Origin of the sequence: Micromonospora rifamycinica (assembly GCF_900090265.1) — a bacterium.
GTDB classification, from domain to species: Bacteria; Actinomycetota; Actinomycetes; order Mycobacteriales; family Micromonosporaceae; genus Micromonospora; species Micromonospora rifamycinica.
On the sequence record NZ_LT607752.1, the window covers coordinates 5,363,992 to 5,376,401 of the forward strand.

General features: G+C 75.0%; 9 protein-coding genes and 1 pseudogene. 5 read left to right on the forward strand and 5 right to left on the reverse strand.

The window, feature by feature from the left end:
- Positions 1–80: 80 nt before the first annotated feature.
- Positions 81–1,199, reverse strand: coding sequence for an LCP family protein (locus tag GA0070623_RS22575; RefSeq protein WP_067309733.1), 1,119 nt, complete (start codon positions 1,197–1,199; stop codon positions 81–83).
- Positions 1,200–1,322: 123 nt separating this feature from the next.
- Between GA0070623_RS22575 and GA0070623_RS22580 the strand changes: the two genes are divergently transcribed.
- A complete protein-coding gene (locus GA0070623_RS22580; RefSeq protein WP_067309736.1) occupies positions 1,323–3,029 on the forward strand; it encodes an FAD-dependent oxidoreductase in 1,707 nt (568 codons plus the stop codon).
- 68 nt (positions 3,030–3,097) lie between these two features.
- Positions 3,098–4,654, forward strand: coding sequence for a glutamine-hydrolyzing GMP synthase (guaA, locus tag GA0070623_RS22585; RefSeq protein ID WP_067309739.1), 1,557 nt, complete (start codon positions 3,098–3,100; stop codon positions 4,652–4,654).
- 7 nt (positions 4,655–4,661) lie between these two features.
- Here guaA and GA0070623_RS31710 read toward each other — a convergent pair whose 3' ends face one another.
- The gene (locus GA0070623_RS31710) at positions 4,662–5,096 is read right to left on the reverse strand and encodes a PspC domain-containing protein (protein ID WP_084261371.1); all 435 of its coding nucleotides are present in this window, start codon (positions 5,094–5,096) and stop codon (positions 4,662–4,664) included.
- Between the two features lie 144 nt (positions 5,097–5,240).
- Between GA0070623_RS31710 and GA0070623_RS22595 the strand changes: the two genes are divergently transcribed.
- From GA0070623_RS22595 to GA0070623_RS22605, 3 genes are all read left to right on the forward strand, one after another.
- The gene (locus GA0070623_RS22595; protein ID WP_067309742.1) at positions 5,241–6,188 is read left to right on the forward strand and encodes an NUDIX hydrolase; all 948 of its coding nucleotides are present in this window, start codon (positions 5,241–5,243) and stop codon (positions 6,186–6,188) included.
- A 227-nt stretch (positions 6,189–6,415) separates the two neighbouring features.
- Complete coding sequence (locus GA0070623_RS22600) at positions 6,416–7,489, forward strand: NUDIX domain-containing protein (protein ID WP_067309746.1); 1,074 nt, start codon at positions 6,416–6,418, stop codon at positions 7,487–7,489.
- A gap of 347 nt (positions 7,490–7,836) precedes the next feature.
- Positions 7,837–8,766, forward strand: a complete 930-nt coding sequence (locus GA0070623_RS22605) for a CDP-alcohol phosphatidyltransferase family protein (RefSeq protein ID WP_067309749.1) — start codon at positions 7,837–7,839, stop codon at positions 8,764–8,766.
- Between the two features lie 63 nt (positions 8,767–8,829).
- Here GA0070623_RS22605 and GA0070623_RS22610 read toward each other — a convergent pair whose 3' ends face one another.
- The 3 genes and pseudogenes from GA0070623_RS22610 to GA0070623_RS22620 form a co-directional block, all read right to left on the reverse strand.
- On the reverse strand, positions 8,830–10,077 hold the full coding sequence (locus GA0070623_RS22610) for a phosphatidylserine decarboxylase (protein ID WP_067309752.1): 1,248 nt from the start codon (positions 10,075–10,077) through the stop codon (positions 8,830–8,832).
- A 487-nt stretch (positions 10,078–10,564) separates the two neighbouring features.
- A pseudogene (locus GA0070623_RS30445) lies at positions 10,565–10,798 on the reverse strand (hypothetical protein); the annotation flags it as partial.
- Positions 10,795–12,375 carry a PspC domain-containing protein gene (locus GA0070623_RS22620; protein ID WP_067309756.1) on the reverse strand — a complete coding sequence of 527 codons (1,581 nt, stop codon included), beginning with the start codon at positions 12,373–12,375 and terminating at the stop codon, positions 10,795–10,797. The pseudogene GA0070623_RS30445 and the gene GA0070623_RS22620, both read right to left, overlap by 4 nt.
- Positions 12,376–12,410 lie beyond the last annotated feature (35 nt).

A 12,410-nucleotide genomic window follows, 5' to 3' on the forward strand; every position in this document is an offset into this window, starting at 1 on the left:
CCGCCGCCCCGCGTCGGCCTGCCACCCTGCACCGGCCCGCCGCCCGGTGACCGCCGGGCCGGGTCGGGTGGCCGGACCGGTCAGTTCTTGACCCGCAGCTCGGGGTGGGCGTCCAGGTAGCTCTCGGCCCGGCCGGCCTTGAGTGCGGGCAGGAAGCCCTTACCGACCTTGGTGAGCTGCTCGCCCCGGTAGCTGCTGCCCTTGCCCACCCCGTCGCCGGGCAGCCCGACCAGGGTGATCCGGTCGGCGCTCAGCCCGCCCAGCGCGTACGCCAGGTCGACGATGCGCGGCCCGCCCGCGTAGACCAGGGTGTCGCCGAGCGCCGCCACCACCTGGTCCACCCGCTCGGGTTCGCGGGCCAGGTTCTCGCCGAGGATCTTGGCGGCCAGCGCCCGGAGGAGCTGCTGCTGGTGCCGCTGCCGGGCGTAGTCGCCGCCGGTGATGTAGCGCTGCCGGGCGTAGTCCAGCGCCTGCCAGCCGTTGAGGTGCCGCTCGCCCTTCTCGTAGACCATCTGCGGGCCGGTGTACCCGCCACCGCCGGGGGCCGGGTCGCGGTACCTGCCGTCCGGCCGGCGGTGCAGCGAGGGAACCCGCTGGTCGACGTAGAGGTCCACCCCGCCGAGGCTGTCGACCAGCCGGTCGAAGCCGTTGAAGGTGATCACCGCGCCGGCGTCGAAGCGCAGCCCGGTGTACCCGGCGACGGTGCTGCGCAGCAGCTCGTACCCCTGGGCGGCGCTGGGGTTCTTGGGCTTGCCCGGCACCCGGCTGCCGTAGCTCATCGCATGGGTGAGCTTCGTCCGACCGCCCCGGTAGCCCGACTTGGGGAACGCCGGGATGTCGACGACCAGGTCGCGGGGGAGCGAGAAGAGGTACGCCCGGTCCAGCCCGGCCGGCACGTGCAGGATCAGCACCGCGTCGCCGTGCGGTTCCCAACCGGGCACGCTGACCCGGGTGTCCACCCCGACCAGGAGCAGGTTGAGCGGGCCGGTGATGGCCGCGCCGGGGGGCGGGGTCGGGCTGGGGGTGGGGGTCGGCGTGGGGCTGGCGGTCGTGGCGACCGGCCCGGCCGTACGCCGTGGCCCGTCGTCGCGGACCTGCCGGGTCACCACCAGGGCGACCACCGCCACCAGTACGACACCGACCAGGGCGGCCAGCCCCCACACCCACCGCGGGCGTCCCGTTCCGGTTTCCTGAGTCATCGCTCGCCACCCCCGTCTGCACAACGCTCCGACCGGCCCTGCGGGTTGCGGTCGGCGACGGTCAGCATGATCGCGCGAAATCCGGCACTGGCGCGATGGCTACCCGCCGGTAATGATGCGTTCATGCGGTACGACGTGCTCGTCATCGGCTCCGGCTTCGGCGGCAGCGTCGCCGCGCTGCGGCTGGCCGAGAAGGGCTTCGCCGTCGGGGTGCTGGAGGCGGGTCGACGGTTCGCCGACGACGAGTTCCCGCAGACCTCCTGGCGGCTGCGCCGGTTCCTCTGGGCGCCCCGGCTCGGCTGTTACGGGCTGCAACGGATCACCCTGCTCCGCCCGGCCGACCGCAAGGCCGGCGGCGGCGTGCTGGTGCTCTCCGGGGCCGGGGTGGGCGGCGGCTCACTGGTCTACGCCAACACCCTCTACGAGCCGCCGGAGGCCTTCTACACCGACCCGCAGTGGCGCGACGTCACCGACTGGCGGGCCGAACTCGCCCCGCACTACGACCAGGCCAGCCGGATGCTCGGGGTGGCGAGATACCCCCGGCACACCGCGGCGGACCGGGCGATGCGGGCGGTGGCCGAGCGGATGGGGGTCGGGCACACCTTCGGGCCGACCCCGGTTGGGGTGCACCTGGGCCGTCCCGGCCAGCGGGTGGCGGACCCGTACTTCGGTGGCGCGGGGCCGGCTCGCACCGGCTGCACGCACTGCGGCTCGTGCCTGACCGGCTGTCGGCACGGTGCCAAGAACACCCTGGTCAAGAACTACCTGTGGCTGGCCGAACGGCTCGGCGCGCGGGTCCACCCGCTGACCACGGTCACCGCCGTCCAGCCGGCCGACGGTGGGGGCTACCGGGTGCACGCCGTACGCACCGGGGGCTGGTCGCGGCGTCGTCAGGTGTTCCACGCCGACCAGGTGGTCTTCGCGGCCGGTGCGCTCGGCACCCAGCGGCTGCTGCACGAGATGCGGCAGACCGGCGCGCTGCCCCACCTGTCGGAGCGCCTCGGCGCGTTGACCCGGACCAACTCGGAGGCGATCCTCGGCGCGTCGGTGGGCCGCCGGCAGGCCCGGCGGCGCGGCCTGGACTTCACCGACGGGGTGGCGATCACCAGCTCGTTCCACCCCGACCCGCAGACCCACGTCGAGCCGGTCCGCTACGGCCGGGGCGCCAACGCGATGGGGCTGCTCCAGTCGCTGCTGGTCGACGGCGGCCCGCACCGGTTCCGGCGCTGGCTGGGGGCGATCGTGCGGCAGCCACGGCTGGCCGTCCGGCTGCTCTCGGTACGCCGCTGGTCGGAGCGGACGGTGATCGCGCTGGTGATGCAGTCGGCGGACAACTCGCTGACCACCCACTGGCGGCGGGGCTGGCTGGGCCGGCGGCGGCTGGTCTCCGGCCCCGGGCACGGCGCACCCAGCCCGACCTGGATCCCGGCCGGCAACGAGGCGGTCCGGCTGCTCGCCGAGGAGATCGACGGCACCCCCGGCGGGGCGCTGACCGAGCCGTTCGACATCCCGCTGACCGCGCACATCCTCGGCGGGGCGGTGATCGGCGTCACCCCGGCCGACGGGGTGATCGACCCGTGGCACCGGGTGCACGGGCATCCGGGGCTGCACGTGGTCGACGGGGCGGCGGTCTCGGCCAACCTCGGGGTGAACCCGTCGCTGACGATCACCGCGCAGGCGGAACGGGCGATGTCGTACTGGCCGAACAAGGGTGAACCGGACCCCCGGCCGCCGCTCGGGTCGGCGTACACCCGGGTGGTGGCGGTGCCGCCGCGGCACCCGGCTGTCCCGGCGGACGCCCCCGGCGCGCTGCGCTCCGGTCCGCGGTGACGTGGCCCGGCTGGTCCGGGGCGGCCCGCGCCCGGGCCGGGGAGTGACTGTCGGTAGGCTTTGCGCGCATGAGCACGCCTCGCCCCGTCCTCGTGGTGGACTTCGGAGCCCAGTACGCCCAGCTCATCGCGCGCCGGGTGCGCGAGGCGAAGGTCTATTCGGAGATCGTCCCGCACTCCATGCCGGTCGCCGAGATGCTGGCGAAGGACCCGGCCGCGATCATCCTGTCCGGCGGCCCGTCCAGCGTCTACGCCCCGGACGCCCCGCAGATCGACGCCGGGCTGTTCGACGCGGGCGTGCCGGTCTTCGGCATCTGCTACGGCTTCCAGGCGATGGCCCAGGCGCTCGGCGGCACGGTCGCCCGGACCGGCAACCGGGAGTACGGCGGCACCCCGCTGCGGCCCCGGCTGCTCGACCCGGGGGTGCTGCTGCGGGACCTGCCGGCGGACCTGCCCGTCTGGATGAGCCACGGCGACGCGGTGACCGAGGCCCCGGCCGGTTTCACGGTGACCGCCGAGTCGGCGGGCGCCCCGGTCGCCGCCTTCGAGGACCTGGCCGGCCGCCGGGCCGGTGTGCAGTTCCACCCCGAGGTGGGGCACACCGCGCAGGGCCAGGAGATGCTGCGCCGTTTCCTCTACGACATCGCCGGCATCGAGCCCACCTGGACGCCGCAGGGCATCATCGACGAGCAGGTGGCCCGGATCCGCGCCCAGGTCGGCGACAAGGAGGTCATCTGCGGCCTGTCCGGCGGGGTCGACTCGGCGGTCGCCGCCGCGCTGGTCCACCGGGCGGTGGGGGACCAGCTCACCTGCGTCTTCGTCGACCACGGCCTGCTGCGCGCCGGTGAGGCCGAGCAGGTGGAGAAGGACTACGTGGCGGCCACCGGCATCAAGCTCAAGGTGGTCGACGCGGCCGACCGGTTCCTCGGCGCGCTGGCCGGGGTGACCGACCCCGAGCAGAAGCGGAAGATCATCGGCCGGGAGTTCATCCGGGTCTTCGAGGCCGCCGCCCGTGAGGTCGCCGCGCACGGCGACGTCGAGTTCCTGGTACAGGGCACCCTCTACCCGGACGTGGTGGAGTCCGGCGGCGGCACCGGCACCGCCAACATCAAGAGCCACCACAACGTCGGCGGCCTCCCGGACGACCTGAAGTTCGCCCTGGTCGAGCCGCTGCGCACGCTGTTCAAGGACGAGGTCCGGGCGCTCGGGCTCCAGCTGGGCCTGCCCGAGGCGATGGTCTGGCGGCACCCGTTCCCGGGGCCGGGCCTGGCCATCCGGATCATCGGCGCGGTCGACCGGGAGCGGCTGGCCCTGCTGCGTCAGGCCGACCTGATCGCCCGCGAGGAGCTGACGGCCGCCGGCCTGGACCGGGGCGTCTGGCAGTTCCCGGTGGTGCTCCTGGCCGACGTGCGCAGCGTCGGGGTGCAGGGTGACGGGCGCAGCTACGGGCATCCCGTGGTGCTGCGCCCGGTCTCCAGCGAGGACGCGATGACCGCCGACTGGTCCCGGCTGCCCTACGAGGTGGTGGCCCGGATCTCCACCCGGATCACCAACGAGGTCGCCGAGGTCAACCGGGTGGTCCTGGACGTGACCAGCAAGCCGCCGGGCACCATCGAGTGGGAGTGAGCCGGGCTCAGCCGGCCGTCGGCGGGGTCGTCGGCCCGCCCGGCTGGACCCCGGTGGTCGGGGCCGCCGGCTGCGGCCAGGTGGTGGCCGTCTCCGCCGGCTGCGGCCAGGCGGTCGGCGCGGCTTCCTGCGGCCAGGCGGTCGGAGCCGTCCCCTGCGGCCAGGTGGTCGGACCCGTCGGCGGCTGTGCCGCCGGGTCCGTCGGGTGCGGCCAGGCCGGTGCGCCGGCCGGCTCCTCGGGCATCAGGAACCACATGATCGGGTACGCCAGCGCGGCGAGACCGCCGGTGACCAGGGTCGCCACCGCGAACAGCACCCGGACCAGGGTGGGGTCGACGGCGAAGTAGCGGCCGAGGCCGCTGGCGACGCCGGCCACCATCCGGTCGGTGGTCGGCCTGCGGAGCTGCTTGTACGGGGCGTGGGAGGTGCTCGTCGAGGTCATGTCTCCACGGTCCGCGCCGGCCGCCCCGCCGACCTCGGTGACCGCCCGGAGGCTTACCCTGATCGGTCCCTGAGTAGCCAGCCCTGAGTCAGGAATCCGACTCTTTTCCGCGTCGGTAACGCGACCCGGGGAGAATTTGGCTCCGTGACCACCTTGCTGGAGCCGCTCCGCAGGATCGCGGCATATGCAGTCTGTGCAGATTCAGTCGGCCGAGTGTTGCTGGTCCGCGCATCGGAGCGCTCCGGCACCCCCGGCGTATGGTCCCTGCCCGGTGGGGCGGTAGACCATGGCGAGGACCCGAACCACACCGTCGTCCGGGAGACCGCCGCCGAGACGGGCCTCTCGGTCGCCGTCGCCGGCCTGGCGGACGTCCTGGCGGACATGCGCGCCCTGCCCGAGCGGCGCATCACCATCCACACCGACCGCCTGATCTACCAGGTCTCGGTGCGCGGCGGCACCCTCACCGACCGGGTGGACCGCTCCACCGACCTGGCCCGCTGGCACACCCTCGACGAGGCGCGGCAGCTGCCGTTGCGGGCCTTCACCGCCCGCGCCCTCGGGCTGCCGGCCTCCTCGGCCGACGTGGTCCCCGACGAGGCCCCCGAGTTCCCCTCCTTCTACGCCGTGCCCGGCCCGGACGGGCTGCACCGGGCGCAGCGCTTCGCCGCGTACGCGGTGGCCACCGACCCGGCGGGCCGGGTGCTGCTGACCCGGGTCTCCGACGGCTACCCGGGCGCGGGCTGCTGGCACCTGCCCGGCGGCGGCACCGACTACGGCGAGCAGCCGGGCGCGGCGCTGATCCGTGAGCTGGTCGAGGAGACCGGGCAGACCGGCCGGCTGGTCGAGCTGCTCGGGGTGGCCAGCCACCGGGACGCCGCCTCGCTCGGCCCCGAGGGCTACCCGATCGACTGGCACGGCGTACGGGCCTTCTACCGGGTGATGGTCGACCAGCCCGCCCCGCCGACCGTCACCGACGTGGGCGGCTCCACCTGTGAGGCCCGCTGGTTCGCCCGGGAGGAGCTGGGCGCCCTGCCCACCGACCGGCTCACCGAGGTCACCGCCGAGGCGGTGCAGGCCGCCCGCCTCACCTGACCTGACGGCTCCCGCACCTGACCCGACGCCCGGCCGGTGCCGAACCGGCCCCCGCCCTGGGCGGTGCCGAGCCGGTCGCCGCCCCGGCCGGTGGCCCGGGCGCCGCCGCGGTCGGTGGCCCGGTCGCCGCCCCGGTCGGCGACCGCCGGTCGCCTCCACGCCGTCCGATCCGGGCCGGCGACCGCTAGCCTCATGATCGACGGGGCGGCCGGGACGGGGAGCACGACATGCGGGAACGGCGACGGATCGCGGCGTACGGCCGGGGTGTGGACGACACCGGCCGGGTGCTGCTGGCACGCGGAGCGGCGGCCGACCCGTACCCGGGGATCTGGCGGCTGCCGGGCGCGGTCGTGCGGCATGCGGAGCACCCGGCCGACGCCGTGGCCCGCGGGTTCACCCACCGCGCCGGGCTGGACGTGACGGTGGGCGGGGTGCGCGCCGCGGTCGCCGACGTGACCGTGCACCGGGCCGGGGACGCCGAGGTGTCGATGCACACCGACCGGTTGGTCTTCGACGTCACGGTGCGGGACGACCGTCCGCGCTCCCGGGCGGGCGGGGACGCCGACGGGCTGGCCTGGTGCACCCCGGAGCAGGCGGCGGCGCTGCCGCTGCTGCCGTTCACCGCCGAACTGCTCGGCCTGCCGGTCACGTCGCCGCCCGTCGCCCCGCGGCCCTTCATCGCCCCGCCCGGCGAACCGCCGGCCGGGTCGGCGGAGGCGACAGCTCCACCGGTCGGGTCGGCGGGCGCGACGGTTGCGCCGACCCGACCGACGGATACGACAGATCTGGGCGGCGGATCGGCGGACGCGACGGAACCGGCACCCGGATCGGTCGATGCGCCGGATCCGGCCGGCCCGGCGGTTGACCGCAGGCAGCGGTTCGCCGCGTACGGCCTGGTCACCGCGCCCGACGAGCGGCTGTTGCTCACCCGGATCGCCCCCGGTTATCCGGGGGCCGGCAAGTGGCACCTGCCCGGCGGCGGCACCGATCACGGTGAGCGGCCGGTCGACGGGCTGTTACGGGAATTGGTCGAGGAGTCCGGTCAACTGGGTCGGGTCGATCGGCTGCTCCTGGTCGACAATCTCCACAATGCGGCCGCAATGGGTCCGGAGGGGCGACCGCTGGACTGGCACGGAGTGCGGGTGATCTACCGGGTGCTGGTCGACGAGCCCGGTGAGCCGGTGGTCACCGAGCAGCCGGGTGGATCGACGGCGAGCGCCGCATGGTTTGCATTTTCCCAGCTCAGTGGCCTTGATCTGACTGATGTCGCCATTCTGGCAACCGGACGTACGGTCGGATGACGGTCGCTCGACGAGCCGGTCGGGGCGGGCTCCGGTAAAGTCAGGCCTGCGGTTGGCGAAGAAAACAGGTGATGAAGCCCGAGATGGGAATAAGAGGGCGGTTCGCGCGGTTTAAGGGATATGGAACACCGCCGGCAGCTATCGCCAATCACCACGCCCCTGTGCAATGGTGTACTCCGCTTGAACGGCTGCCGGGCCAAGAGCGGTCCGGCACGAGACAGCCGGACACCCGCCCGCACGGGCGGCCAGCCGATCCGGTGATGGAGGAAATCGTGCCGAGAGCCCCATGGCGCCGGCGTCGTACGACCGACAGTCCGCGCCCCGCAGGACGTCGCTGGGCGGGCCGGTTGCGCCGCAGCAGCACATTCGCCCGCCAGGTTCTGCTGGTGCGGGTGGGGCGTCGCGACGGTGACCAGCTCAACGGTACCGACCTGGTCCTGCCCGAGCACCGCGTCGACCGTCAGCGTCGCCGGTACGGGTTCGACCGTCGGGGGATCGGCCTCGACCGCGCCGAGATCGAGGCGGTCGTGCCGGTCAGCCCGGCGCTCGCCCCGGCCACCCCGGTCGACGACGCGCCGGCGATGGCGGTCCCGCTGCTCCCCGGCGCGCGTACCCCCGCCCGCCGGATGAAGTTCGCGCTGGTCAACGCCTGCACCCTGGCCAGCCTGGTGCTCGGCATCAACGCCATCTTCGTCGCCATGAACGGCCAGGCCCGGATCGCGGCCCTGCTGCTGATCGCCTGTGTCGTCTTCGACGGTCTCGACGGCGCGCTGGCCCGCAAGTTCGGCGTGTCCAGCCCCTTCGGTGCGCAGATGGACTCGCTGGCCGACATGTGCTCCTTCGGCCTCGCCGCCCCGGTGGTGGTCTACGCCTCGCTGGCCGGGGCGGCCCCCACCGCCGCCGCGGCGGTCGCGGCGGCCCTCGTGGCGTCCTGCGCCGCGATCCGGCTCGCCCGGTTCAACGTCTCGCCCAAGGACGGCCGGTTCTTCTGCGGCGTGCCCACCACCATGGCGGCGGCGGTGCTCGCGCTCACCGTGGCCATCGGGCTGCCGCTGCCGGCGACCGTGCAGATCGGCGGGGTGGCGCTGCTGGCCTTCGCGATGGTCTCCAGCTTCCCGTACGCCAAGCTGGCCCGGCTGGTCAAGCTGCCGCCGTGGCTCTGGCTGGCCCCGGCCGTCGGCGCGCTGGTCGACATCCGGCTCACCTTCGCCCTCGTGGTGGTGGGCTACCTGGTCAGCGGGCCGCTGCTCTGGCTGCACCAGCGTCGGGCCGCCTGACCGTCCCCCGCTACGAACAGGGGCGCCGCGATCCGCGGCGCCCCTGTTCGCGTGGGTGTCGGCTCAGCTCCAGCGGGCGATGACCGTGGACCCGCCGACCACCTTGTCGCCCGGGCCGACCAGCGGCTCGGCGGCGTCGGCCGGCAGGTAGACGTCGGTACGGGAGCCGAACCGGATCAGCCCGAACCGCTCACCCCGGGCCAGCAGCGCCCCCACGGGTGCCCGCTGCACGATCCGGCGGGCGATCAGCCCGGTCCGCTGCGCCACCACCACGGTGCCGTGCGCGGTGTCCAGCACCGTGTAGGCGGCGACGTTGTGCTCGGCGTCCGGCTTCATCGCGTTGACGAAACCGCCGTCGGCGACGAAGTAGTCCACCACCTTGCCGGCCACCGGCGTGCGGTTGACGTGCACGTCCAGCACCGACAGGAAGACCGCGATCCGCAGCCACTCACCGTCGCCGAACCGCTCGTCGTGCAGCCGCTGCACCGACAGCACCCGGCCGTCCGCGGCGGCGACCACCGCCGAGGGGTCCTCCGGCACGTCCCGCTGCGGATCCCGGAAGAAGGCGGCCACCGGTGCGGCGGCGAGCGCCGGCACCAGCCACAGCTTCGACTTGGGCCGGACGACCCGGGCGACCGCCGCCAGACCCAGCGCGATGCCGGCCGCCGCGACCCCGTTCGAGTCGATGTGCATCCCTCGGGTCAGCGGCACGCTCGACGGCCGGTACGCCGGGGCGAGCTGGGCGGCCGAGGCGGCGCCGGCCGGGGTGAACCGCAGGTGGTGCACCCGTACCGGCGGGGAGTTACGCAGCACCAGGTCGGTGCGGACACCGTGCAGCACCCCGTACCGGTCGAGTTCGGCGGCGGACCCGTCGGTGCGGAACACCGGTGCGGCCACGCTCAGCACCGCGCCCCCGGTCAGGTACTTGGTGAGGCCGTCGATCGCGTCGCGGGTCTGCTCACCGGTGCCGGTGAACGGCTCGGCGGCGATGACCAGCTCGGCGGCGTCCGCCTCGACGAGGGAGTCGACCACCCGTACCCGGTCGGCGACCCAGCGGCCCTGGGCCGTCACGTGCTCGCGCAGCGCGGCGGCGTCGGTCGTCGGGGCGGGCACGACGGTCAGCGTGTCCCCGGGCAGCAGCGCGTCGATCGCCGCGGCGAGGACCGCGGCCCCGGGGGCCGCGCCCACCAGCAGGGCGGCCTTCGGGTCGTTGCGTCGGGCGAGTTCGGCGACGAGGGTACGGGCGGCACGCTCGCCGATGCGGACCGGACCGGTGGGACCGGAGGGGCGCACGGCGGGGGACTGGGTCATGTCGGGCGGACTCCTGACGGGGTAGGGACGGACGTCGCGGCGGGACCGCCTCGGGTGCGCCCCGGGCCGGGCGCCCCGGCGCAGCCACCGGCGGACCCGACAACAGGGCGGCCGGGCGGAGGCGGGATCTCCCCGGCCAGCATACGAGCCGGCGGACGCCACCCGCACCGGTGCGGGTGGCGTCCGCCGGCTCGTCCGTTCAGCGGGACGGCGGTGGCGGGTCCAGCCGGTCCGGGGTCGAACCCGGGCCGGTGGCCGGTGCGCCGGGGTCCGGCCGGGCCACCGCGTCACCCGCCGAGAGCCGACCGTCGCCCGGCCCGGGGGTCTCGTCTGCCTCGCCCCGGTCGTCCGGCCCGCCCGGCCGGTCGGGGCGGAAACTGTCGTGCAGCTCGGCCGTCTCCCGGCTGCCCAGGTGCAGCTCGGCCGTGTCCCGGGTGCCGGGGCTCGGCTCGGCCGTGTCCCGGGTGCCGAGGTGCAGCTCGGCCGTGGGGGAGCTGGTCGTGGGGGCGGCGTCGGCCGCGGGCTGCCGGTCCTGGTTGCGGGCCGACCGTACGGCCCCGACCAGTCCGAGCAGCCCGATCAGCACCAGCGCGCCGGCCAGGAACCAGCCCACCGCCGGCAGGGCCAACCCGAGGATCTGGGCCAGCAGCCACCAGAGGGCGAGCCCGACGAAGATCAGTCCGAACACGAACGAGACCAGATCGGTGCGGTGGGCCTTCACCGGGTCACCTCCAGGTTGCCCGCGTTGACCTGGACGGTGAGCCGCAGCGTGCCGCCACCGGGTCCGTCCTGCCCCAGGTCGGTGAGCTGCCGGGCCCGCCCCTCCAGGCCGGCGGTACGCCGTCCGAACACGGTGGCCTCCCCGGCCTTGACGTTGGTCACCGCGGTGACGTCCACGTTCGGCGGCACCACGATGAGGGCCTCGCCGAAGTTCACCACCACGGTGAGGTCGGTGTCCTGCTTGTCGAAGTCCACCGCGCGCAGGTCCAGGGTCGCGTCACCGAAACTGTTCTCGTAGCGGTCGGCGAGTTCCCGGTAACTGGTCGGCGCCCAGGTGACCGCCCCGTCGACGCCACGGACCCGGTCGTAGGACTCGGCGACGGTGGCGACGCCGAGGGCGGCAGCGGCGACCAGGCCGAGGGCGATCAGCCAGCGGGCCCGGCCGAACCAGGTGCCCACCAGCAGGCCGAGCCCGATGGTGGCGAGCACCGCGGCGAAGTAGCCGGCCGCGCCGATCGGGAAGACGTCGAGCAGGTCCAGGATGGCGACCACGCCGACGACCAGGAAGATCAGCGAGAAGGTCGCGGCACCCAGCGCCGACCGTTCCCGGGGCTTCTTCGGTGGCTTGACCCGGGGTGCGGGCCGTGCCACCGGTGCGCCTCCGCCGGCGTACGGGCCGTGCGGGGCGAACGGCGGTCGGTAACCCGCACCGGGTGACGGGGGGACCACCACCGGCGGGGTGGCCGGGCCACCCGGCTGTGGGGGGCGGGGCGGCCAGGTCGGCGTGTCCGCCCGGGGCGGGGTGATCTCCATCGGCCCGGCCGCGGGCCAGGCCGGCGGCGGAGCGGTGCGGGCCGGCGCGGGCCAGCCCGGCGACCCTTCGGCACGGGTCGCCGGCCACCCCGTCGGGGCACCGGTACGCCCCGACGGAAACGGCACGGCGGGCGCGGCCGGGGCGGGGGACGGGTAGCCGACCGGGGTGACCGGCCCGAATGGTGGGCCGCCCGGCCCGGCGGCCGGGACGGCGTCCCGGCTCTCCCGGTTGAGCAGCAGCGCGCCGCCGATGAGGATGGCCGCTCCCAGCAGCACCGCCCGGAACGCGTCGGTGACGATGTACCCGAAGCTGACCGCGACCAGGATGGTCAACACGATCACCGTGATCGGGGACATGCTCGACCGGCCCCGGCCGAGCATCGACTCCAGCGGCGAGGCGCTGTCGCCCTCGCCCGGGATGATCAGCCAGGCGGCCACGTAGACCAGGATGCCGACCCCGCCGAAGAACCCGAGCACGGCGAGCAGCACCCGCCACAGCACCGGGTCGGTGTTGGTGGCCCGGCCGATCGCCGCGCAGACCCCGGCGAGGTAGCGGCCGTCGCGGGGCCGGACCAGGCCGTACCGTGAGGTGAAGCCGGCACCGCCGGACGGCGGGGGATAGCCTCCGGGCGGTCTCGGCGCGTCGTCGCCCCCCGTGGGCGGCGTGGGCGCCGTCGGCGGTGGCCCGGCGGCGGAGCCGGGCGGTGGCGTGCCACCCGGTGCGGCCACCGGAGGGTACGGCGGCGGGGCGGGGTCCTCGGTCATGACTCGATCCTGCGGCGTCCCCGGGCCGAGTTGCC